This is a genomic window from Micromonospora sp. NPDC049257 (assembly GCF_040678915.1).
Taxonomy (GTDB): Bacteria; Actinomycetota; Actinomycetes; order Mycobacteriales; family Micromonosporaceae; genus Micromonospora; species Micromonospora antibiotica.
This window is the reverse complement of the sequence record NZ_JBFAQU010000005.1, coordinates 330,453-353,498: the sequence shown is the minus strand read 5'-3', so window position 1 is coordinate 353,498 and position 23,046 is coordinate 330,453. Positions and strand designations below refer to the sequence as shown.

Genomic DNA, 23,046 nt, shown 5'->3' with positions numbered 1-23,046 from the left:
GGGCGGTCTTACGCAGGATGGTGGTGTTCATGGGGGTAGCTCCTTCGGGGTTGACGCCCGGGGACCGACCGGGGGGTCGGTGTGCCTGCCGGGGGGCAGGCGTAGCGGGCGTGGGCACCACGTCGGGGCGCTCAGGTGGGGGGAGTTCGGGGGTCCCGGCCGGGGAGGTGGGCCGCTCGTGCCGGGGTCAGGTGTAACGACCGGGGTGCCGGGGCCATTCCCGCACGGATGCGGAGGCGGGCCGGTCGGGGGTGTTGCTGCGGTCGTTCGTGGGAGGTGTAACGACCGTCGGTGCCCGCTCATTCCGCCGGGGGGCGTCGGCCGGGCCGCCGGGGGGTGCTGCTGCGGTCGTACGCAGGGTGTAACGCCTGCGGGCCGGCCCGGATTCCGGCCCGGGGGTGCCGCCGGTCACGGGACGTCGACCCCATGACACGCAGACCGCCCGGGCGGGCGCGGCAGCGTACTCCCGGAACCGGACACGGTGCGCACGACGGCCGTTACGGTCCCCGACCGGTGCCCCGCCGACCGGGCTGCGGGAGGCGGCCGGTTGGTCCGGTGCCGGCGGGTGACCGGGAACGACCGCGGACTCGGATGGTCCGGGCGGTTGCGGACATATCTCCGAGGTACCGCTGTGACAGTCCTGTTTGTCGGGAGATCCGGCGGTGTCAGACCTTGCGCTTGGTGTCGGCTTGATAGCGATTGCCTAACGGCCGTTCCGCTTCGGTGTGACGTGTCATAGCCTCCCGCTCACGGACCGAGCCATGGACCGGCGTTGTTCAGGCGGATGACAGAGGTGAGAGATGCAGGCGAGAAGGCTAAGGACGGCCGTGAGCCTCGTGGCCGTTGCAGCCCTGGCGGTCGGCGCGGCCGGCTGTGCGGAGAGCGACCGCGGCGATGACAGCAGTGGCGAGGCCAAGACGGGCGGCACCTTCATCTTCGCCGGTGCCGGTGACCCGAAGAACTTCGACCCGATCTTCAACGACGACGGTGAGTCGTTCCGGCCGGTCCGGCAGATGTACGACACGCTGATCCAGCACAAGCCGGGCACGGCTGACCTGGTGGGTGGCCTGGCCGAGAGCTGGGAGCACGACCCCGACGGCAAGGTCTGGACCTTCAAGCTGCGTCAGGGCGTGAAGTTCCACGACGGCACCCCCTTCAACTCGGCCGCGGTCTGCTACAACTTCGACCGCTGGTACAACATGAAGGGCGCCGCCGCCCAGTCGCAGATGATCTACTACCAGGACGTCTTCGGCGGGTTCGCCAAGAACGAGGCCGAGGGTGCCGGCCAGGCGCTCTACAACAAGTGCGAGGCCAAGGACGAGGGCACCGCCGTCGTCACCCTCAACCAGTACAAGGGTGCGTTCCCCGGCGCGTTCGCGCTGACCGCGCTCTCGATCGCCAGCCCGGAGGCCCTCAAGAAGGGCGACGCCGACACGGTCAAGCAGAACGGCGACTCCTTCGAGTACAGCTCGTTCGCGACCACCACCCCGGTCGGCACCGGCCCGTTCACGTTCGGCGGCTGGGACAAGGCCAAGAACGAGATCACCCTGAACCGCAACCCCGACTACTGGGGCGAGAAGGCCAAGGTCGACAAGGTCATCATCAAGGTGATCAAGGACGAGAACACCCGTAAGCAGGAGCTGCGCGCGGGCACCGTCCAGGGCATCGACTTCCCGGCCCCGGCCGACCGCAAGGCGCTGTCCGGTGAGGGCTTCCAGGTCCTCGACCGCCCGGCGTTCAACATCCTCTACCTGGGCATCAACCAGAAGAACCCCAAGCTGAAGGACCTGCGGGTACGCCAGGCGATCGCCTACGCCCTCAACCGTCAGCAGCTCGTGCAGACCAAGGGCCCGGGTGGCACCAAGGTCGCCGACGAGTTCATGCCGGACACCGTGCTCGGCTACGCCCCGGACGTGCAGAAGTACGAGTACAACCCGGACAAGGCCAAGCAGCTGCTCAAGGACGCCGGCGCCGAGGGGCTGACCCTCAACTTCTACTACCCGCCGGACGTCTCCCGGCCGTACATGCCGAACCCGCAGGAGATCTTCACCGTCCTGGCCAACGACCTGCAGGCCGTCGGCATCAAGGTCAACGGCGTCCCGCGTCCGTGGAACGGTGGCTTCAAGGACGACGTGCAGCAGTTCGGCAAGCAGGACCTGCACATCCTCGGCTGGACCGGTGACTACAACGACCCGGGCAACTTCGTCGGCACCTTCTTCGGCCGGGGCAAGGTCGAGTTCGGCGACCAGGCCATGACCGAGATGTTCGAGGCCATCGCCAAGGCCGACGGCACCGTCGACGAGGCGGGCAAGAAGGCGGCCTGGGAGCAGGTCAACCGCGACATCGCCGCCAAGTGGCTGCCGGCCGTGCCGGTCTGGCACGCCCCGCCGGCCATCGTCGTCACCAAGGACGTGCAGGGGCTGGTCGCCAGCCCGCTGACCGACGAGCGGTTCAACACGGTCAGCGTCAGCAAGTGACGTCCGTCGGCTGACGCCGTAGGCGTGCATCGGCCCGGGTCGGGAGCAAGTGCCGGCCCGGGCCGATGCCGCGAACATCGAGAGTCTGGTGTGTGAGAGATGTTGCGAGTCATAGTCCGCCGCCTGCTGCAGCTGGTGGTGACGCTGATAGCGCTGTCCGCGCTGATTTTCGTCTGGTTGCGCAACCTGCCCGGCGGCCCGGTCGAGGCGCTGCTCGGCGAGCGGGCCACCCCGGAACGAAGGGCGCTGCTGATCAAGGCCCTCGGCTACGACCAGCCGATCCTCGTGCAGTACGGCAAGTTCATGCAGCGGGTCATCACCGGGGACCTGGGCAACTCGATCCGCTCCGGTGACCCGGTCACCGACGTCATCGCCCGTGCCTTCCCGGCCACCATCGAACTGGCCGTCGCCGCCATGATCATCGCGGTCGGTCTGGGCGTGCCGCTGGGCTACCTCGCCGCCCGTTACCGGGGCCGACTCCTCGACAACCTGACCATCGCCGGCACCCTGCTCGGCATCTCGATCCCGATCTTCTTCCTGGGCTATCTGCTCAAGGACGTCCTCACCCAGGACATCCACTGGTTCCCGCCGTCCGGGCGGATCAGCACCGGGATGGACAACACCACCGTGACCGGGTTCTACGTCCTGGACGGCCTGCTCACCCGGGAGTTCGACGCCAGCGCCGACGCGCTCTGGCACCTGATCCTGCCGGCGGTCACGCTGGCCACGATCCCGCTCGCGGTGATCGTCCGGATCACCCGGGCCAGCGTGCTCGACGTGCTCAACGAGGACTACGTGCGGACCGCCGAGGCGAAGGGCCTGCGGCACCGCACCATCCGGGGCCGGCACATCCTGCGCAACGCCCTGCTTCCCGTGGTCACCACCATCGGCCTCCAGACGGGCGCGCTGCTCTCCGGCGCGGTGCTCACCGAGAAGGTCTACAACTGGGGCGGCCTCGGCACCCTGATCACCGACTCGATCAGCGGCGGCCGGGACTATCCGGTGCTCCAGGCGATCATCCTGCTCGCCGCGTTGGTCTTCGTGCTGGTCAACCTGCTGGTCGACCTCTCCTACGCGTTCATCGACCCGAGGGTGCGTGTGCGATGAGTGACCCGACCACCCGCCCCGGCGTGGGCAAGCCCCGCACCGGCGACACCCCCACCGACCAGCCCGCCGAGGGCCCGGCCGCCGACGGGCAGGCCGGCGAGAACCCGACCGGCCAGCCCGGCGACACCCCGGCACAGCGGCGGGAGCGCAGCCTCGGTCGGCTCGGCGACCGTAAGCGGGCCCGGCTCGACGAGCTGGCGCGGGCCACCGCCGACCCGGGCGGGGTCAGCCTCTACCGGGACGCGCTGCGCCGGCTGCGCCGCAACCCGGTGGCCATCGTCGGTGCCGTCATCGTCGGACTGTTCGTGCTGGTGGCGATCTTCGCGCCGCTGATCGCCCCGCACGACCCGGTGCAGCGGTTCGACGAGCTGACCCGGGACCTGACCGTGGACAGCATCCCGGGTGCCACCGCCGGGCACCCGTTCGGCTCGGACCCGCTCGGTCGGGACTTCTTCTCCCGCATGATCCACGGCAGCCGGCAGACCCTCTTCGTCGGCGTGCTCGCCACCCTGATCGGCCTCACCCTGGGCGTACTGCTCGGTGCGGTGGCCGGTGCCTTCGGCGGCTGGGTCGACGTGGTGCTGATGCGCCTCACCGACGTGATGCTGGCGCTGCCCAGCCTGCTGCTGGCGATCACCCTGGTCGCGATGGCCAGCCGGTCGAGCCAGTGGACGGTCATCTTCGCGGTGGCGATCGTCAGCGTGCCGGTCTTCGCCCGGTTGCTGCGCGGCTCGATGCTCGCCCAGCGGGAGAGCGACCACGTGCTCGCCGCGCGGGCGTTGGGCGTCAAGGAGCGCAACATCGTCCTGCGGCACATGCTGCCCAACTCGCTGACCGCGGTGATCGTGCAGGCCACCCTGACCTTCGCGGTGGCGATCCTGGACGCGGCGGCGTTGTCCTTCCTCGGCCTCGGCGACCCGGACATCAACCGGGCCGAGTGGGGGCTGATGCTGGGTGTGGACGGCCAGCGCTACTTCGAGGTCCGCCCCGAGCTGGCCTACTATCCGGCGCTCGCGATCATCGTGGTCGCGCTCGGTTTCACCCTGCTCGGTGAGGCGATGCGTGAGGCGATCGACCCGAAGAACCGGCGGTGACGGCGGTGCGGCAGGTCGGTGTGCGACCCGCCCGACCGGGGGCCGGCGGTCCCGGGCCGGGCGGGCACCCGGTGGGCCGGCGACCGCAGCCGGGAGCGAACGACCAGCACAGTGAGGAAGTGACCCGATGAGCCTGCTCGACGTACGCGATCTGAGCGTGGTGTTCCAGCGCCGGGGCGAGCGGCCGTTCGCGGCGGTCGACCAGGTCAGCTTCACGGTGGAGCCGGGGCAGACGGTCGGCCTGGTCGGCGAGTCCGGCTGCGGCAAGAGCGTGACCAGCCTGGCCATCATGGGGCTGCTGCCGAAGCGGGGCAACCGGGTCACCGGCGAGGTGCTGTTCGAGGGCACCGACCTGCTCAAGCTGCGCCCGGACGACCTGCGGGACCGGCGGGGCCGGGACATCGGCATGATCTTCCAGGACCCGCTGTCCTCGCTGAACCCGGTCATCCCGATCGGGGTGCAGGTCGCCGAGGTGCTGGAGCGGCACCGGGGGATGGACCGGCGCAAGGCGCTGCGGGAGGCCCGGGAGTTGCTCGACGCGGTCGGCATCCCCGACCCGGACCGCCGGCTGACGGAGTTCCCGCACCAGATCTCCGGTGGGATGCGGCAGCGTGCCCTGATCGCCATCGCGTTGGCCTGCAAGCCCCGGTTGCTGATCGCGGACGAGCCGACGACCGCGCTGGACGTCACCATCCAGGCGCAGATCCTCACCCTGCTCAAGCAACTGGTCGACGAGACCGGCACCGCGCTCATCATGATCACGCACGATCTCGGGGTGGTGGCCGGTCTCTGCGACACGGTCAACGTGCTCTACGGCGGCCGGGTCGTGGAGCGGGCCGCCCGGCACGAGCTGTTCGCCCGGCCCCGGCACCCGTACACGCACGGGTTGCTCAGCTCGGTGCCCCGGCTCGACTCGCCGCGGGGCGAGCGGCTGCACGCCATCCGGGGTTCGGTGGCCGACAACATCCCGTGGGTCGAGGGCTGCGCCTTCGCGCCGCGCTGCGACAACGTGGTGGACGCCTGCCTGGACGGCCCGCCCCCGTTGGAGCCCACCGCCACCGGCGGCGACCTGCGCTGCAACAACCCTGTTTCGGAGGAGGTGGCGGTGCCGTGACCGAACGGACCGGACCGGAGAACGAGGCCGCGACCCAGCGGTCGGCCACGGACGACGCCGCGACCGGGCGGGTGGGGACGGACGACGCCGCGACCGGGCTGCCGGGAACGGGGGCCGGGACGACCACCGCGCCGGGCGACGCCGGGGCCGGGCAGCCCGGGCCGGGGGACGCCACCGGGCAGGGGCGGCCGCTGATCGAGCTGCGCGACGTCAAGGTGCACTTCCCGATCAAGAGTGGCCTGCTCTTCGACCGTACCGTCGGCTACGTCTACGCGGTCGACGGCGTCTCACTGTCGATCAACGCGGGTGAGACGTACGGCCTGGTGGGCGAGTCGGGGTGCGGCAAGTCGACGCTCGGCCGGGGCCTGCTGCGGCTGGTCGAGCCGACCGACGGTGAGATCGTCTTCGACGGTGCCGACGTGCGCGCGCTCAAGGGCGAGTCGATGCGCAAGGCCCGCCGCCGGATGCAGATGATCTTCCAGGACCCGTTGTCCAGCCTGGACCCCCGGCAGTCGGTGGAGTCGCTGCTGGTGGAGGGGCTCAAGGCGCATGGGCTGGCCGACGACAAGGAGGCGACGAACCGGCGGCTGCGGGACACCCTGAAGGCGGTCGGGCTGCCCGCCTCGGCGTTGAGCAAGTACCCGCACGAGTTCTCCGGCGGGCAGCGCCAGCGCATCGGTATCGCCCGCGCGCTGGTCCTCGACCCGGATCTGATCGTCGCCGACGAACCCGTCTCCGCCCTGGACGTGTCGATCCAGGCCCAGGTGCTCAACCTGCTGGAGGACCTCCAGAACGAGCGCGGGCTGACGTACCTGATCATCGCGCACGACCTGGCGGTGGTCCGGCACATCGCCGACACGGTCGGGGTGATGTACCTGGGTGGGCTGGTGGAGGAGGCGTCCAGCGACGACCTCTACCGGGAGCCGATGCACCCGTACACCAGGGCGTTGATGTCGGCGGTGCCGGTGCCGGACCCGCTGGTGGAGGACCGGCGGGAGCGGATCCTGCTCGCCGGTGACCTGCCGTCGCCCACCAACCCGCCGGCCGGCTGCCGGTTCCACACCCGGTGCCCGTGGGCGCAGCCGACCCGCTGCGCCGACGAGCGGCCGGCGCTGCGGGACGTCGTGGGCGGGCACCGGGTGGCCTGCCACTTCGCCGAGGACATCGCCGCCGGGCGGCTCCGCCCGCACGACGTGGCGCCGGAGCTGGTCCGACCGGACGACGGCGGGGCGCCGGGCGACACCGGTGAGCTGATCCCCACCCTGTGAGCACACGACGAGGGCCCCTTCCGGGGTACGGGAAGGGGCCCTCGTCGTGTGCCACGCCGATCGGGCGGCCGGCGGGACGGGTGCGGCCGCAGCGGCGGTGATCCCGGGCGACGCCGACCGGACCGCTGCGGTGCCGGGTCAGCCCTCGGGGCGGTGCAGCAGGGCCACCGCGATGGTGTGTACGGCGTCCAGGCCGGCCGGGTCGGCCAGCTTGGCGGTCCCGCCCGTCACCGCGTACCACTCGTCGGCGTCCTTGTACTGGACGGCGAGGGTGACCTGGCCGTCGGCGTACCGGGACTTCAGGGTCAGCTCGCCGGTCACCACACCGACCTCGTCGGTCATCACCCCACCGGGGCCGGCGACCAGGTCGGCGGTCAGCTCGCGGGGCGTACCGTCGCCGCCCGCGTCGGCGGTCATCCCTGCGCCGGGCACCTCGGCCGAGCCGGCGGCCCGGCCGTCGGCGGTCATCCCGGCGGTGGCCGCCGTTGCGGCCCCGCCCCCGTCGACCCCGTCGCCGGCCGGTGCCGCCCCCTCGGGTGCCGCCCCTGCTCCGGTCGTTGCCGCCCCGGCCGGGTCGGCCCCGGCGTCGGCACCGCCCGGGCCGGTCGGTGTCAGCGCTTGCCCGCCCATGTGCACCCTCCCAACATGTCGGTGATGGCGGCCTTCTCGGCGCTGGTCACCGTCAACTTCCAGTGGTGCTTGACCTCTACCCAGTGTTCCGCGTACGTGCACCAGTAGGCGCGGTTCGGCGGTTTCCACTGCGACGGGTCCTGGTCACCCTTGGACCGGTTGGAGCTGGCGGAGACCGCGAAGAGCTGCGGCCGGGTCAGGTCGTTGGCGAAGTCACCTCGCTTGGCGTCGTCCCACTCGTCGGCGCCGGAACGCCACGCGTTGGCCAACGGCACCATGTGGTCGATGTCCACGTCGGAGGGGTCGGTGAAGGTCCGACCGTCGTAGACGCTCTCCCACCGCCCGCCGACCACGTTGCAGCCGGAGAGGCGGATGTCCTTCCCGTCCCGCTGGAGCACGCTGTCGCGGACGTCGCAGTTCTTGCCGGTGTCCCGCCAGTGCGGGAAGCGGTCGCGGCTGTAGCCCTTCATCGAACCGGCCTCGGCGACGGTCAGCTCCGCGAGCTGCTCACCGACGTTGCCGGAGTTGCCGGGTGGCGCCTCCGGCTCGGCCACCGAGACGTCACAACCACCCGCGCCGAGGGCGAGCAGCGCGGCAAGGGCCGCCGCCACCGCCGCGCGGCCTCCTGATCTGGTACGCACAGACGACACCTTTCCAGCTTGCGGGCTTCCGGCGATCCCGCACAGTACCCAAGCACGGTTTCCGCATTTCGTGGCGTCTCCGGATGTGGGCGTGCAGATTGGTACCCATGACGGCACCGGCTCACGCGCTCCGTATCCGTACCACAGCCGGGCGGGGGACGCTGCTCGCCGCGATCCTCGCCTCCGGCATGGTGTTCCTGGACAGCACCGTGGTCAACGTGGCACTACCCCGCCTGGGTGCGGACCTCGACGCCACCGTGGCCGGTCTCCAGTGGACGGTCAACGGGTACGCGCTGATGCTGGCGGCGTTCGTCCTGCTCGGCGGGTCGCTCGGGGACCGGTTCGGCCGGCGGCGGATCTTCCTGATCGGGGTGGTCTGGTTCGCGGTCGCCTCCGTACTGTGCGGGCTCGCCCAGGACACCAACCAGTTGATCGCCGCCCGGTTCCTCCAGGGGGCGGGCGGGGCGCTGCTCACCCCCGGGTCGCTGTCGGTGCTCCAGGCGAGCTTCCACCCGGACGACCGGGGCCGGGCGATCGGCACCTGGTCGGGGCTGTCCGGCGTGTCCACCGCGCTCGGCCCGTTCGTCGGGGGTTGGCTGATCGACGCGCTCTCCTGGCGGTGGATCTTCTTCATCAACCTGCCGCTCGCGGTCGGCGTGCTGCTGGCCGCGATGCGCTGGGTGCCGGAGAGCCGAGACGAGAACGTCTCCCGCAGTGCCGGCCGACGGTTCGACATCGCCGGTGCGCTGCTCGGCGCGCTGGCGCTGGGCGGGCTCACCTACGCCCTGATCGACGCCCCGGTACGCGGGGTCGGCTCCTGGCCGGTGCTGCTCGCCGCCGGTGCCGGTGTCCTCGCCGCGGTCTCCTTCGTGCTGCTGGAACGGCACCGGGGCGAGGGGGCGATGCTGCCCACCACGATCTTCGGCAGTCGGCTCTTCTCGGTGCTGAACGTCTTCACCGTGCTGGTCTACGCCGCGCTGAGCGGGTTCACCTTCTTCCTCTCCGTCTACCTGCAGAACGTCGTCGGCTGGTCGGCGCTGCGGACCGGGCTGGCCACCGTACCGATGACGGTGCTGCTGCTGCTCGGCTCGGCGCGGGCCGGGGCGTTGTCGGCGCGGATCGGCCCCCGGCTGCTGCTGACCGTCGGCCCGGTCGTCGCCGCCGGCGGGTTGTTGCTGCTGCGCCGGGTCGGGCCGGGCGCGTCGTACTGGTGGGACGTGCTGCCCGGGGTGCTGCTGTTCGGGATCGGGCTGACCCTGGTGGTGGCGCCGTTGACCGCGTCGGTGCTGGCCGCCGTGGCGGACCGGTTCGCCGGGGTGGCCAGCGGCTTCAACAACGCCGCGTCGCGCACCGGCGGTCTGCTCGCGGTGGCCGCGTTGCCGCTGCTGGTGGGTCTGTCCGGTACCGGCTACGAGCAGGCCGGCGCGCTGACCGACGCGTTCCGGGGGGCGATGGCCTGGTGCGCCGGGTTGTTGCTCGGCGGCGCGCTGCTGGCCGCCCTGCTGGTCCGCCGTCCCCCGTCCCCGGACCGCGCCCCGGGTCGGGCCGCGCCGTCGACCCGGGGCACGTAGCGGGATGGACGCGCCGGGGTGGCCGGCCGGTGGCGGGGTGGGCTCGGCCGGCCGTGCCGCCCCGGACCGGCAGCCGGCCCGGGGCTGGTGGTCGTGATCCGGGATCGTCCGGTGACGACCACCAGCCCGGACGGCGGCGATCAGGACCGGGTGCGGTTGGCGGCGCTGGTGACGGCCTTGATGGAGGCGGTGACGATGTTGGGGTCGGTGCCGACGCCCCACACGGTCTGGCCGTTGATGTCGCACTCCACGTAGGCGGCGGCCTGGGCGTCGCCACCGGAGGAGAGGGCGTGCTCGTGGTAGTCCAGCACGCGTACGGCCACGCCCACCGACTGGAGCGCGTTGACGTACGCGTCGATGGGGCCGTTGCCGACGGCGGTGAGGGTGCGCGCCGCGCCGTCGACGACCACCTGGGCCTCGATCTCGACCTTGCCGTCGACGGTGCCGATCGTGTAGCCGGTCAGCGTGACGGCCGGGTCGACCTGGTGGTCGAGCAGGTAGTTGCGGGCGAAGATCTGCCACATGGTGCCCGGCTCGACCTCGCCGCCATCGTGGTCGGTGACCTGCTGGACGACGCCCGAGAACTCGATCTGGAGCCGGCGCGGCAGGTCCAGCTGGTGCTCGGTCTTCATGACGTACGCGACGCCGCCCTTGCCGGACTGCGAGTTGACCCGGATGACCGCCTCGTAGGTGCGGCCCAGGTCCTTGGGGTCGATCGGCAGGTAGGGCACCGCCCAGGTGAACTCGTCGATCGGCACCCCGGCCGCCTCGGCGTCGCGGTGCAGCGCGTCGAAGCCCTTCTTGATGGCGTCCTGGTGGGAGCCGGAGAAGGCGGTGTAGACCAGGTCGCCGGCGTACGGGTGGCGCTCGTGTACGGGCAGCTGGTTGCAGTATTCGACGGCCCGCTTGACCTCGTCGATGTTGGAGAAGTCGATCATCGGGTCGATGCCCTGGGAGAACAGGTTCAGCCCCAGCGTCACCAGGTCGACGTTGCCGGTGCGCTCGCCGTTGCCGAACAGGCAGCCCTCGATCCGGTCCGCGCCGGCCAGCAGGCCCAGCTCGGCGGCGGCGACCCCGGTGCCCCGGTCGTTGTGCGGGTGCAGGCTCAGCACCAGGCTGTCCCGGCGGGGCAGGTGCCGGTGCATCCACTCGATCGAGTCGGCGTAGACGTTGGGGGTGGCCATCTCGACGGTGGCCGGCAGGTTGATGATCAGCTTGCGGTCCGGGGTGGGGTCGATCACCTCGATGACCTTGGCGCACACCTCCACCGCGTACTCCAGCTCCGTGCCGGTGTACGACTCGGGCGAGTACTCGTAGTAGATGTCGGTGTCCGGGGTGTGGATCTCGGCGTACTTGCGGCACAACCGGGCGCCCTGGGTGGCGATGTCGGCGATGCCGTCGCGGTCCAGGCCGAAGACCACCCGACGCTGGAGGGTGGAGGTGGAGTTGTAGAAGTGCACGATGGCCCGGCGCGCGCCGCGCAGCGACTCAAAGGTCCGCTCGATCAGGTGTTCCCGGCACTGGGTGAGCACCTGGATGGTGACGTCTTCGGGGATCAGGTCCTGCTCGATGAGCTGCCGGACGAAGTCGAAGTCGGTCTGGCTGGCCGACGGGAAGCCGACCTCGATCTCCTTGTAGCCCATCTGCACCAGCAGCTGGAACATCCGGCGCTTGCGTTCCGGCGACATCGGGTCGATCAGGGCCTGGTTGCCGTCGCGCAGGTCGACCGCGCACCAGCGGGGGGCGGCCTCGACGTGCCGGGTCGGCCAGGTGCGGTCCGGCAGGTCGATCCGGAACTGCTGGTGGTAGGGCTCGTAGCGCTGGTACGGCATCCGGCTGGGACGTTGCCGGGCGATCTGATCGGCTTCGGCGTCGGTGGTGACAGGTTGAGCCATGACGGAGTGCTCCCGTGGGTCAGGTGGCGTCAGCATTGCGAATGATGTCGGCAGGGGTCGGGCGGCGATGCCCGGACGGGTGCCGAAAGAAGTTCGGATCTGCTGGACGGCGCGGTTCGACTCCGCGACGGGGTGCCGGCCGGTCAGGCCCCGTCGCGGCGACCAAGGAGAAGGTACGCCTGCCACATGACAGAGTGACCCTACGTGATGAGACGGGGGGTGGGAAGGTCGGTCCGGACTCTGAGATCCGCATCGCACCCGCCGGGATCGGCGTCGGTTCGGCGGTGACCCGTCAACCCAGCAGCAGGGCGTGGACGGGGTGCCGGTGCCGCAGGGCGGTCTCCCGGCGCAGCAACTCCTCGGGCAGCGTGGACGGGTCGCCGAGCCGGCCGACGGCGGTCACCACCAGGGGGCGGACCCCCGGCGGCAGGTCCAGGTCGGCGGCGAGCGCGGCCCGGTCGAGGTCGCGGATCTGGCGCGTGTACAGGCCGAGCGCGGTGGCCTGGACGGTCAGGTGGGCGATCGACTGGCCCAGGTCGTACGCGTGCCGTTCCGGGTCGCCGCCGGTGTGCGCGCCCACCACCAGCGCGGCGGCGTGCCGGGCCCAGCCCTGGTCGGCCTCGGTGAGGCTGACCAGGATGCGTTTCCAGGTCTCGTCGTCGCGGTGGCCGAGGGCGAACCGCCACGGCTGGGCGTTCCCGGCCGACGGGGCCCAGCGGGCGGCCTCCAGCAGGGACGCGGCCTCGTCGCCGGTCAGCTCGGCGGTCGGGTGGAACGCCCGAGGGCTCCACCGGTAGGCGAGCAGCGGAGTGAGATCAGCCATGCGAAGAGAATCCCGTATGAGCTTTTTGACCATTTTCGTTACCCAGGCAAATGTGGTCAAGAGCACCCGTAACGCCTTGACGGGTCAGGACGTTCCCGGGCTCGGGGAGGACTGCTCCGCCTGCTGCCCCAGCGGCTCTCCGGTCACCACCGGCCCCGCCAGCGGCACCGTGTCCGGCGCCGGACCGGGCGGGCCGGCCAGGGTCAACGTGCCCAGCGCCGCCCGGACGAAGGTGGGCGTGCCGTCCGGCTGGTAGCAGTAGATCCCCACGTCCAGCGGTGGGGTCAGCGAGGCGGCGGTGCTCTCCACCGCGTAGCAGCTCCCGGGCACCCCGGGCGGGGCCGTCGCCACCGAGACCGACAGTGCGCTACGCCGGTCGGTGAGCACCGCCAACCAGTCGGTGAACGGGTGCTGCACCCGGGGGTCCAGCGGGCGCGGCACCGCGTCGTCGCGTCCGCCGAGCCGCACACAGCTCGCCGGCCCGGGACGGCCGGCCGACGGCAGCCCGCACTGGAAGAGCCCGTCCGGGGTGGCGGCGAGCGCGACGTCGGCCGTACCGCCGAGTGCGCCTCCCGGCACGTCCACCCGCCAGCTGCCGTCGGCGGCGCTGACCACCGTGATGTCACGGGTCGGGCCGTCGGTGCCGGACAGGGTGTAGCGGGCGGTCAGGTGCCGGTCCCGGGCGGCGGCGGCCAACGCGGCCAGCTCGTCCCGGGCGGTGTCCGCCACGGCCGGCGCGGGATCGGAGGGGGCCGCGGTCGGCGGTGCGGCCGGGCCGTCGGCGGCGCAGCCGGCCGGCAACGCCAGCAACACGGGCAGCACCAGCAGCAGCGGAGCCGGCAGTGTCGGCCGGGACGGGGCCGGGACGACGATCGACCGGCGGGCCGTGCGGGGGTGGGCTTGCACCGGGTCATTCTGCGCCGGGCGGCCGTCGCGGGCAGCCCCGCGCCCACGGGTCGCCGGGTCGGCGTGTCGGCGCCGCCGCACGGGAAATGCCCGTCCGGATCGGCCGCCCGCGCCGGATGGTGGGATCACCTGACCCGCTCTCGCGTACCGCCCGATACCCTGGGGAGGTCTGACACGCGCCGCCGGACTTCAGCCGGCGGCGTCGGCACGCTCAGGGTCGTCGCTGGGAGGGAGTGCGCCGTCGTGGCACTCGTGGTGCAGAAGTACGGCGGGTCCTCCGTCGCCAACGCCGAGCGGATCAAGCGGGTCGCCGAGCGGATCGTCGCCGCCCGCAAGGCCGGTGACGACGTCGTGGTGGTGGTCTCCGCCATGGGCGACACCACCGACGAGCTGCTCGACCTGGCCAACCAGATCAGCCCGCTGCCGCCGGGGCGTGAGCTGGACATGCTGCTCACCGCCGGGGAGCGGATCTCGATGGCGCTGCTCGCCATGGCGATCCACAACCTGGGGTACGAGGCCCGCTCGTTCACCGGTTCGCAGGCCGGGGTGATCACCACCTCGGCGCACGGTCGGGCGCGGATCATCGACGTCACCCCCGGGCGGCTCAAGGGCGCGCTCGACGAGGGGGCGGTGGTGATCGTGGCCGGCTTCCAGGGCGTCTCGCAGGACACCAAGGACGTCACCACCCTGGGCCGGGGTGGTTCGGACACCACCGCCGTGGCGCTCGCCGCCGCGTTGTACGCCGACGTCTGCGAGATCTACACCGACGTGGACGGCGTATTCACCGCCGACCCGCGGATCGTGCCCAACGCCCGGCACATCCGGCACATCACCTACGAGGAGATGCTGGAGCTGGCCGCCTGCGGCGCCAAGGTGCTGCACCTGCGCAGCGTGGAGTACGCCCGCCGGGCGGGGTTGCCGATCCACGTCCGTTCGTCATACTCGACCAACACCGGCACCATGGTCACCGGATCGATGGAGGACCTTCCCGTGGAACAGGCACTGATCACCGGGGTCGCCCACGACCGCAGCGAGGCGAAGATCACGATCGTCGGGGTGCCCGACGAGCCGGGCGCGGCCGCCAGCATCTTCGACACCGTGGCCGGTGCCGAGATCAACATCGACATGATCGTGCAGAACGTCTCCACCGAGGGCACCGGGCGTACCGACATCTCGTTCACCCTGCCCAAGGCCGACGGCCCGACGGCGATGGCCGCGCTCAGCAAGATCCAGGAGCCGGTCAAGTTCAAGGGCCTGCTCTACGACGACCACGTCGGCAAGGTGTCGCTGATCGGCGCGGGCATGCGGTCGCACCCGGGCGTGGCGGCCGGGTTCTTCGCCGCCCTCGGCGCGGCCGGCGTCAACATCGAGATGATCTCCACCTCGGAGATCCGGGTCTCCGTGGTCTGCCGGGACACCGACCTCGACCGGGCGGTCCGGGCCATCCACGACCAGTTCGAGTTGGGCGGCGACTCCGAAGCCGTGGTGTACGCGGGAACAGGACGGTAGCCCCGGTGGCACCGCAGCCCACCCTGGCCGTGGTCGGGGCGACGGGGGCTGTCGGCACCGTGCTGTGTGACCTGCTCTCCGCCCGGCGCAACGTCTGGGGAGAGATCCGGCTGCTCGCCTCGGCCCGCTCGGTCGGGCGGAAGGTGCGCTGCCGGGGTGAGGAGTTGACCGTCGGCGCACTCACCCCGGAGGCGTTCGACGGGGTCGACGTGGCGGTCTTCGACGTGCCCGACGAGGTGTCGGCACGGTGGGCACCGATCGCGGTCGACCGGGGAGCGGTGGTCGTCGACAACTCCGCCGCGTTCCGGATGGACCCGGACGTCCCGCTGGTGGTGCCCGAGATCAACCCGGAACAGGTGGACCACCGCCCCCGGGGGATCATCGCCAACGCCAACTGCACCACGCTGACCATGATCGTGGCGATCGCCCCACTGCACCGCGAGTACGGCCTACGGGAGTTGGTGCTCGCGTCCTACCAGGCGGTGTCGGGGGCGGGCCAGGCCGGGGTGGACGCGCTGCACCGGCAACTCGGCAAGATCGCCGGGGACCGGGTGCTCGGCTGCCGGCCCGGTGACGTCCGGCAGGCGGTCGGCGACGACCTGGGGCCCTTCCCGGCGCCGCTGGCGTTGAACGTGGTGCCGTGGGCGGGATCGCTGGCCGACGACGGGTGGTCCTCCGAGGAGATGAAGGTCCGCAACGAGTCCCGCAAGATCCTCGGTCTGCCCGACCTGAAGGTCTCCGCCACCTGCGTACGGGTGCCGGTGGTGACCGGCCACTCGGTCGCGGTGCACGCGGTCTTCGCCACCGAGGTCGACGCCGAGGGGGCCCGGGAGGCGCTGCGCAACGCCCCCGGCGTGATCCTGGTCGACGACCCGGCCGCTGGTGAGTTCCCGATGCCCATCGACGCGGTCGGCACCGACCCCTCCTGGGTCGGCCGGATCCGCCGGGCCGTCGACGACCCGCGCGCCCTTGACTTCTTCGTCACCGGCGACAACCTCCGCAAGGGCGCCGCCCTCAACACCGCGCAGGTCGCCGAACTCGTGGTCAAACCCCGCTCCCGCCCCTGACCGACCGGTCGGTCAGCCGGTGGACAGGTGCACGCGGTCCCGGCCCCGGTGCTTGGCGGCATAGAGGGCCTGGTCGGCGCGGTGCAGGGTGCGGTCGGCCGCCTCGCCGGGGTGGGGGAGGGCCACACCGACGCTGATCGTACGGCCGGTGCGCCGGGCCGCCTCGGTGAGCCGCTCGGCGATCCGGACCGCCTCGTCCGGGTGCGCCACCTCGATCACCGCGACGAACTCGTCGCCGCCGGTGCGGTACAGCTCGTCGCCGTGCCGCAGCGCCGCCTCCAGGGCCCGGGCCAGCCCCACCAGCAACCGGTCCCCGGCCTGATGACCGTAGGTGTCGTTGACGGTCTTGAAACCGTCCACGTCGATGGCGAGCAGTGCGGTACGCCCGGGGGCGGCCGCCGCGATCCGCCGCCCGAACGTGCCGGTGTGCCGCAGCCCGGTGAGCGGGTCCAGGCTTGCCTGTTCCCGCAGCTGGGCCAGGGTGCGCAGCCGCTCCAGGGCGGCCCACGCCTGCCCGGCGAGCAGCTCCATCAGGTTGACCGTGGTCGGGTCGGGGCGCAGCAGCCGTTCGTCGGCGACCAGCAGCACCCCACCGTCGTCCGGCGGACCGACCGGCACCGACACCAGGGTGCGCACCCCGGCACGGGCCAGCGCGAGATGTTCCTCGGTGGGCGGGCACCCCGCCTCACCCAGCGTGTACGCCGCGCCGTACCGGTGGGCCCGCGCGACGAGCCGGTCGAGTTGCGCGGGCGGGGCGTCGGCGAGAGCGGCCCGGATCCGCGACTCCCACTCGGTGGGGACCGTCGTGGGTGCGCCGACCCGGGGGCCGTGCCGACCGGCGAGCACCAGCACGGCGGTGGAGAGGGTGGAGACCTCCCGGGCGGCGGTGAGCGCGGCGGCCATCAGATCCCAGTCGGTGGGGGCCGAGGTCATCGCGGTGGCGTGCCGGAGCAGTTTCTCGCTGCGGCTCTCGGCGGGCGGCCCGCCCAGCGCCGCGATCCGGGCCCCGAGGCGTTCAGCGAGGCGTTCGGCCGTCTCCCGCCACGGGGCCAGCTCGACCGGCCCGCTCCACTGGAGGTCGAGCACGCCGATCACCCGCCCCGCCGGGTCCCGCACCGGTACGCAGACCTCGGCCGTGACGTCGGGGCGTAACGGCAGGTAGTCGGGGTCGGTGGTGACGTCGTCGACGGTGGCGCCCCCGCCGGAGGCGTACACCCGGCCGACGATGCCCGACTTGGGTGCGACGGTGGAGAACACCTGCCAGGCGCCGGTCGCGGCGATGCAACGGAGCCGGTCGTGCGCCTGGAGCAGGACGGAGATCGTGGCGGGGACGTACCGGGCGAGCGCGGTCACCGTCCACCGGCACGCCTCGGCAGCGGTCGACGCCATCGGCAGGCGGACCGTGACGTCCCGGACGACTCGCTCGTGATCCACGTTTTTCCAGGTGAGAAGGCCCGACGGGTGCCGGGGGCTGCAATCAAGCGTACTCAGCGGGAAGGAGCCGGTCACACTAAGATCACTTCGTTCGTACACATGTTTCATCCACAGGGTGTGGACAGGGCCTGTGGGCGATAGCGTGGGAGGCCCGGAGGCGGCGGAAGGGGCCGGGTGGAGCTGCTCTGGTACGTCGCCTACGGGTCGAACCTGCACGCCGCCCGGCTCGGCTGGTACCTCGCCGGGGGCCGGCCGCCCGGCGGGCTGCGGTCGTACCCCGGCTGTCGGGACTGCCGACCACCGCGCCGGACGCGACCGGTGCTGATCCCGGGTGGCATCTACTTCGCCGGGGAGTCCCGGGCCTGGACCGGCGGGATGGCCTTCTACGACCCGGAGTTGCCCGGCGTCGCGGCGGCCCGGGGCTACCTGCTCACCCGGGCGCAGTTCGCCGACCTCGCGGCGCAGGAGATGTACCGCCCGCCTGGCGACGACCTGCCCGCCCTCGACGAGGCGGTCGCCGCCGGCCGGGCCACCCTCGGCCCGGGCCGGTACGAGACCCTGCTGCGGGTCGGCACCGCCGACGGGCTGCCGATGCTCACCTTCACCGCCCCGTGGCGGGCCGCCGACGTGGCATGGACCCCGCCCGCCCCCGTCTACCTGCGGATGATCGCCGACGGGCTGCGGGAGGCGCACGGCTGGTCGCCGGCCGAGACGATCGACTACCTGGCCGCCCGACCGGGGGTGGCCGGGCACTGGACCCGGCACCGACTGGTCGCCCTGATCCACCCGGCGGACGAGTGTGGATCGGTGGAAGGGACGCCCCCGTCGGACCATCGCGCCACCCATGATCGCCATTAGGACCCCACTGCCGGGACTGGCGGATCTGTTTGCCGGCGCGGCGCTTTTCGAGTTAACAGTTGTCGTCCGGCACCTATAGCCTCGGCGCACACTCTCCGTGGTCGACGTCCTCATGACGGCGTCACCGACGGGAGCAAGGGCAGCTACACGTACCCGCCGATCACCGGGGGCCTGGTGACGGTCCGTACGGGAGCACCCACGGTGACCGGCGCGCGGAGGGGCGATCGCCGGCCACCGTCCGACCGTCCCGGGTGAACGGCCGGCGACTCCTCGCACCGGGAGCCGCCGTCCCACCCCGGGGCGGTCGACCCGTTTCCACCCCGACCCGGTTCCGTCCCGCTCCCGCCGCGGACCCCCTTCCGCCGCCGACCCTGGGTCCGCCTCGTGATCCGGGATCCGGCTCCGACCCCGGGCCGTCTCGGATCGACAGGTGGCCGGCGGGCGGTGGGTGGTCCGGGCGGGTGCGGTGTCGGTCGGCTCTGCCATGCTGGCCCGGTGACGGTGACCTGGCGACACCTGCCCGCCCCGGCCCGCGAGATCGCGGTGGCCGCCACCGAGGCGGTGGACGCCGCCCAGGCCCGCGACGGCGCGGCGTACGACCGGGCGGTGGTCCGGCTCGCCGGTGCCGACCGTGCCGGGCTGGTCGTCGGTGGGGTGGTCCGGCTCCTGCTGGAGCAGGCCCACCCCGACGGGCTCGACAGCGACGACGTGCGGCAGGTGCTGGAACGCTGCGTCCGGTCCGCCGCCACCTGGCGACCCGACGTCGACCCGCAGGTGGTGCTGGTCCTGCTGGCCGGGGCGCTCGGCGTCTACGACCCGGGCGACGACGACACCCCGCCCGACCCGGCCGCCGTCGCCGCCCACGCGCCGCTGCTGGTGGTCGACCTGCTCACGGTGACCGGGGCCCCGTTCGCCGGGTGCCTGGAGGCGGCGTTCGCCGAGGTCGCCCGCACCGAACGTCACGACGACTGAGCCTGCCGGCGGGCACGACGCCGCCCGCCCGCCCGCCGGGCAGGGTGGGCAGCTCAGGGCTGCGTCCGCCAGCAGCAGGGCCACCACCGCCACCAGCAGACCCGGCAGCTCGCGGTTCCAGGTGACGAGCAGCAACACCGCGAGGACGGGTACCACGATCGTCCAGTCGGACATCCGGGCGCGGCGCAGCGCAGCCCTGCCGTACACCCTGCCAGGAAGACCGGGTCGTCGTGTCGCGCCGGGCGGCGGACGCCCCCGCGCCCGGGGTGGTCACCGCGCCGGCTCGACCACCGCAGCCTCGCCCGGGACGCCCCGGTCGACCTCGACCGGCGGGTCACCCGGCCGCCGCCACGACCGGTAGTGCCGGAAGGCCATCGGCAAACCCCGGGCGGCGTACGGGTCGGCGGCATCCATCACCTGTAGGTGCAGGTGCGGCTGGGTGGAGTTCCCCGAGTTGCCGCAGTCGCCCAACTCCTGCCCGACGTCGACCGGGTCACCCACCGCCACCCGGACCGACCCGGCGCGCAGGTGGGCGAGCAGGACGTACCCCCGGCCGCCGGCCAGCTCGACGATCACGTGGTTGCCGGCGACGGCGCCCGCGCCCCGGCGGACCCGGGCCGCCTGGGTCAGCGCGTAGCCCAGCAGCGTCGTCGGCGACCGGCGGGCCTCGTGGTCGACCTCCCCGTCGTGCACCGCCAGCACCCGCCCGGCGGCGGGGGCGAGGATCGGCCGCCCGAAGGCCAGGAACCGCTGCGGCGGCTCGGTCGCCAGCAGCGTCCGCCAGTCCCGGACGGTCGCCGTCCGTCGTCCCCGCACCGCCACGAAATCGATCGCGTACGTGGTGGCGAAGAGGTCGGTGCCGTGGCTGGGCACCCGCCGGGCGGGGCTGTTGCGGACCAGCCAGGTGCCCCGGAACGGCAGGGCGAGCACGACCGGATCGGGGATCGACATCGGGCTCCTTCCCGGTCTCCCGGCCACCGACTCTAGGACCGTCGCGCTCGCCTCCTACTCCCCGCCCCACGCGGGCGCGTCGTGGTCGACCCGGAGGGACGGTCTTCGGGTGAGGGCTCCATGCCCCCCAGGCATATTCATGCCTGACAGTCATACTGGTTCGTGGGTGATCGGTGCCCCGCCCCGGTCGAGCCGTCTCACCACGGCACCTTCCCGCCGTCGTCGAAGAACCCGCCGCTGGGGCACTCCCGCCCCAACGTGGCCAGCCGCACCACCACCGCCGCGCCCTCGGCCGGCGTCCGGGACAGCTGGAAGGGCAAACCCTTGGCGAAATCCGTGTCACACGCGCCCGGCGCGATCGCGTTCACCAGGATCCCGTCCCCGGCCAGCGCCTTCGCATACTGCACGGTCAGCATGTTCAGCGCCGCCTTGGACACCGGATAACCCAGCGACGCCGGCATCCGGCTCAAATAATGGGTCGCGTCGGTCATCCACGCCATCGACGACGTGCCACTGGACACGTTCACGATCCGTGCCCCGGCCGAGCGGCGCAGCAGCGGCAGCATCGCCTCGGTCACCGTCACCACCCCGAACAGGTTCGTCTCGAACACCTCCCGGATGCCGTCCAGCCGGGCCGCCCCCGGTGCCTGCGCCGCCAGGTCACCGCCGATCCCCGCGTTGTTGACCAGGATGTCCAGCCGGCCGAACCGGGCCCCGATCTCCTCGGCGGCAGCGGCGACCCCGGCCGGATCGGTCACGTCCAGCCGGATCGCCGACGCGCCCTCGATCCTCGCCGCCGCCTCAGCTCCCCGCTCCGGGTCCCGGGCACCGACCAGCACCGTGATCCCCAACTCGGCGAGGCCTTCCGCGACGGCCCGCCCGATCCCCTTGTTCGCCCCGGTCACCAGCGCGATGCGTGCTCCACTCATGCCCCGAGCCCATCACCGGCAGCGCCTGCGGACCAGGACCGAACCGGTCCGTGGCGATACCTTGGCGGTATGGATGACGTCGAGACGCGCGAACTGCGTTACTTCGTCGCGGTCGCCGAGGAACTCCACTTCGGCCGCGCCGCACAGCGCCTCGGCATCGCCCAGCCACCCCTGTCCCGAGCGATCCGCCTGCTCGAACGCCGGATGGGCGTCACGCTGCTGGAACGCACCAGCCGCGCGGTCCACCTCACCCCGCCCGGCGAGGTGCTGCTCACCGAGGCCCGCGGCGCGCTCGACGCGGTCGAGACGGCGATCCGGCGTACCCGAAAAGCCGCCCGAACCACCCCGCACCTCACCCTGGCCCTCAAGCCCGGCGGCGACGCCGGACTGCTGCGCACCATCCTCGACCGCTACGCGGCATCTCCCGGCGCCGTTCCGGTCGACCTCGCCTTCCGGGTCGGCGAACGCGCCGCCATGGTCCGCGACGGCCGCGCCGACCTCGCCCTGCTGCACCGGCCGCAGAACGACCTGACCGGCCTGGACAGCGACGACCTGCACACAGAGGGCCAAGTCGTGCTGCTGCCCGAGGGCCACCGGCTCGCCGAACGCGCCACCGTGACGATGGCCGACCTGCACGGCGAGCCGATGCCCCGCTGGCCCGAAGCCCGACCCGGCGTCACCGGCCACCCGGTCGCCGACAGCAACCAGCTGCTGCACCTGATCCAGCTCGGCCGCCTGATCGCGGTCGTCCCGGAATCGGTAGGCGAGTACCTGCCCCCGGGCCTGATCAGCCGCCCCGTCCTGGACGCCGACCCGGCCACCCTGGTCCTCGCCTGGTCGCAGACCAGCACGTCGCGCGAGGTCGCCGCCTTCGTCCGCGCGGCGGTTGCCGGCTGACACCGGCTCGCCGCCGCAGCAACACACGCGCAGCCCTTGCCTGCCGACCGCGTCCAGCACCACGTCGACCCCGCGCAGCCGCCCGGACCCGCTTGTACGTCACTGCTGTACAGAAGCACCAGAGGGCACATCCACCGATTGGATGTGCCCTCTTACCTCTGTCGGGGTGGCCGGAACCGACGACCTCTTCGTCCCGAACTGGCGGCGAGCCGGTCGGATCGGGTGTCATCCGAGGTCATCCGGCCTGCTGGGGTTGCGCTGGGTCGGGTTCGGTGGGTGGGGCTGCTGTACTTCGTTGCTGTACTGCTCGTCGACGAGGAACTGTCGGAAGTGGGTTCGCATCTCCAGCCAGTGTTGGTGTTCGTCGCAGGGGTGGAGTCGGCCGCAGCGGCACAGGTTCAGGGTCGACTCGGCGTGTTTGGTCAGCAGGATGTCCGCGTAGGCCACCTGGGCTTTGGCGTACTCCTGGAAGGCTGCCGAGGTGTAGAGGGCTCCCATCGGTCACCGCCCCGCCCTGGGGGTGTGGCGGCGGTGCCAGAGGGCTTCGGCGACGGCGTCCATGGGGTCGATCTCGCCGGTGGCCAGGCGTTCACGGGTGACGGTGAGCCAGGGTGGTGAGGTCGGGGTGGATTCGCCGCAGGCTGTGCGCATCCCCTCCTGGGCGAGTCTGGCCGGTTGGCAGGGTTCGCGTTGGTTCGGGTGCCAGGTGCCGGTGGCCATGCAGAAGCTGGTGCTGTCGGGTCGGTGGGTTTCCCAGAGGGCGCGGGCCAGTCGCCACAGTAGGCGGTGCCGGCAGTCTGCGGGTGGTTCCACGGGCGGGTTGTCGATATCGAAGGACATGCGCCGACCATCGCGTCCGGCGCTGGGCGGTTCCATGGCCAGCGGTCATGTCACGGTGACATG

At 72.3% G+C, this 23,046-nt stretch carries 21 protein-coding genes; 11 read left to right on the top strand and 10 right to left on the bottom strand.

From position 1 onward, the window contains the following. Positions 1-800 precede the first annotated feature (800 nt). The 5 genes from AB0K25_RS11760 to AB0K25_RS11740 all read left to right on the top strand — a co-directional run bounded on the left by AB0K25_RS11760 (position 801) and on the right by AB0K25_RS11740 (position 7,060). Positions 801-2,477 (top strand): ABC transporter substrate-binding protein, encoded by a 1,677-nt coding sequence (locus AB0K25_RS11760; RefSeq protein ID WP_219465137.1) that lies wholly within the window; start codon positions 801-803, stop codon positions 2,475-2,477. Positions 2,478-2,576: 99 nt separating this feature from the next. Then, entirely contained in the window at positions 2,577-3,584 is a 1,008-nt protein-coding gene (locus AB0K25_RS11755; RefSeq protein WP_208567678.1) for an ABC transporter permease, read from the top strand. Beyond that, a complete protein-coding gene (locus AB0K25_RS11750) occupies positions 3,581-4,678 on the top strand; it encodes an ABC transporter permease (protein WP_219465136.1) in 1,098 nt (365 codons plus the stop codon). Before AB0K25_RS11755 ends, AB0K25_RS11750 begins: the two co-directional genes overlap by 4 nt. A gap of 127 nt (positions 4,679-4,805) precedes the next feature. Continuing rightward, a complete protein-coding gene (locus AB0K25_RS11745; RefSeq protein ID WP_208567679.1) occupies positions 4,806-5,792 on the top strand; it encodes an ABC transporter ATP-binding protein in 987 nt (328 codons plus the stop codon). A gap of 191 nt (positions 5,793-5,983) precedes the next feature. Next, positions 5,984-7,060 carry an oligopeptide/dipeptide ABC transporter ATP-binding protein gene (locus tag AB0K25_RS11740; RefSeq protein ID WP_219470434.1) on the top strand — a complete coding sequence of 359 codons (1,077 nt, stop codon included), beginning with the start codon at positions 5,984-5,986 and terminating at the stop codon, positions 7,058-7,060. A gap of 138 nt (positions 7,061-7,198) precedes the next feature. On the opposite strand, the gene AB0K25_RS11735 is transcribed toward AB0K25_RS11740, so the two are convergent. Next, a complete protein-coding gene (locus tag AB0K25_RS11735; RefSeq protein ID WP_219465134.1) occupies positions 7,199-7,690 on the bottom strand; it encodes a hypothetical protein in 492 nt (163 codons plus the stop codon). After that, a complete protein-coding gene (locus tag AB0K25_RS11730) occupies positions 7,672-8,331 on the bottom strand; it encodes an HNH endonuclease family protein (RefSeq protein ID WP_219465133.1) in 660 nt (219 codons plus the stop codon). Before AB0K25_RS11730 ends, AB0K25_RS11735 begins: the two co-directional genes overlap by 19 nt. A 107-nt stretch (positions 8,332-8,438) precedes the next feature. Between AB0K25_RS11730 and AB0K25_RS11725 the strand changes: the two genes are divergently transcribed. Continuing rightward, positions 8,439-9,902 carry an MFS transporter gene (locus AB0K25_RS11725; protein WP_363819875.1) on the top strand — a complete coding sequence of 488 codons (1,464 nt, stop codon included), beginning with the start codon at positions 8,439-8,441 and terminating at the stop codon, positions 9,900-9,902. A gap of 140 nt (positions 9,903-10,042) precedes the next feature. On the opposite strand, the gene leuA is transcribed toward AB0K25_RS11725, so the two are convergent. From leuA to AB0K25_RS11710, 3 genes are all read right to left on the bottom strand, one after another. Next, the gene (leuA, locus tag AB0K25_RS11720) at positions 10,043-11,797 is read right to left on the bottom strand and encodes a 2-isopropylmalate synthase (RefSeq protein ID WP_219465131.1); all 1,755 of its coding nucleotides are present in this window, start codon (positions 11,795-11,797) and stop codon (positions 10,043-10,045) included. 292 nt (positions 11,798-12,089) lie between these two features. Beyond that, complete coding sequence (locus tag AB0K25_RS11715) at positions 12,090-12,620, bottom strand: nitroreductase family protein (RefSeq protein WP_219465130.1); 531 nt, start codon at positions 12,618-12,620, stop codon at positions 12,090-12,092. An 84-nt stretch (positions 12,621-12,704) separates the two neighbouring features. Next, positions 12,705-13,526 (bottom strand): hypothetical protein, encoded by an 822-nt coding sequence (locus AB0K25_RS11710; RefSeq protein WP_357536551.1) that lies wholly within the window; start codon positions 13,524-13,526, stop codon positions 12,705-12,707. Positions 13,527-13,769: 243 nt separating this feature from the next. Between AB0K25_RS11710 and AB0K25_RS11705 the strand changes: the two genes are divergently transcribed. Both AB0K25_RS11705 and AB0K25_RS11700 read left to right on the top strand, forming a co-directional pair. Then, positions 13,770-15,035 (top strand): aspartate kinase, encoded by a 1,266-nt coding sequence (locus AB0K25_RS11705; protein WP_208567685.1) that lies wholly within the window; start codon positions 13,770-13,772, stop codon positions 15,033-15,035. Positions 15,036-15,040: 5 nt separating this feature from the next. Next, positions 15,041-16,102, top strand: coding sequence for an aspartate-semialdehyde dehydrogenase (locus AB0K25_RS11700; protein ID WP_208567686.1), 1,062 nt, complete (start codon positions 15,041-15,043; stop codon positions 16,100-16,102). Positions 16,103-16,114: 12 nt separating this feature from the next. Here AB0K25_RS11700 and AB0K25_RS11695 read toward each other — a convergent pair whose 3' ends face one another. Then, entirely contained in the window at positions 16,115-17,536 is a 1,422-nt protein-coding gene (locus tag AB0K25_RS11695) for a diguanylate cyclase (RefSeq protein ID WP_308290930.1), read from the bottom strand. A 174-nt stretch (positions 17,537-17,710) separates the two neighbouring features. On the opposite strand from AB0K25_RS11695, the gene AB0K25_RS11690 reads away from it, so the two are divergent. Then, on the top strand, positions 17,711-18,394 hold the full coding sequence (locus AB0K25_RS11690) for a histone deacetylase (protein WP_357536547.1): 684 nt from the start codon (positions 17,711-17,713) through the stop codon (positions 18,392-18,394). Positions 18,395-18,889: 495 nt separating this feature from the next. Further along, positions 18,890-19,366 carry a hypothetical protein gene (locus AB0K25_RS11685; protein ID WP_357536545.1) on the top strand — a complete coding sequence of 159 codons (477 nt, stop codon included), beginning with the start codon at positions 18,890-18,892 and terminating at the stop codon, positions 19,364-19,366. A 270-nt stretch (positions 19,367-19,636) separates the two neighbouring features. Here AB0K25_RS11685 and AB0K25_RS11680 read toward each other — a convergent pair whose 3' ends face one another. Next, positions 19,637-20,317, bottom strand: coding sequence for a M23 family metallopeptidase (locus AB0K25_RS11680; protein ID WP_357536543.1), 681 nt, complete (start codon positions 20,315-20,317; stop codon positions 19,637-19,639). Between the two features lie 197 nt (positions 20,318-20,514). After that, positions 20,515-21,246 carry an SDR family oxidoreductase gene (locus AB0K25_RS11675; RefSeq protein WP_357536541.1) on the bottom strand — a complete coding sequence of 244 codons (732 nt, stop codon included), beginning with the start codon at positions 21,244-21,246 and terminating at the stop codon, positions 20,515-20,517. A 69-nt stretch (positions 21,247-21,315) separates the two neighbouring features. Here AB0K25_RS11675 and AB0K25_RS11670 point away from each other — a divergent pair, with 69 nt between their 5' ends. After that, the gene (locus AB0K25_RS11670) at positions 21,316-22,143 is read left to right on the top strand and encodes a LysR family transcriptional regulator (RefSeq protein ID WP_357536539.1); all 828 of its coding nucleotides are present in this window, start codon (positions 21,316-21,318) and stop codon (positions 22,141-22,143) included. 225 nt (positions 22,144-22,368) lie between these two features. On the opposite strand, the gene AB0K25_RS11665 is transcribed toward AB0K25_RS11670, so the two are convergent. Together AB0K25_RS11665 and AB0K25_RS11660 are read right to left on the bottom strand one after the other, a co-directional pair. Next, a complete protein-coding gene (locus tag AB0K25_RS11665; RefSeq protein ID WP_357536537.1) occupies positions 22,369-22,641 on the bottom strand; it encodes a hypothetical protein in 273 nt (90 codons plus the stop codon). Positions 22,642-22,644: 3 nt separating this feature from the next. Beyond that, a complete protein-coding gene (locus AB0K25_RS11660) occupies positions 22,645-22,983 on the bottom strand; it encodes a hypothetical protein (RefSeq protein WP_357536535.1) in 339 nt (112 codons plus the stop codon). Between the last annotated feature and the right edge of the window lie 63 nt (positions 22,984-23,046).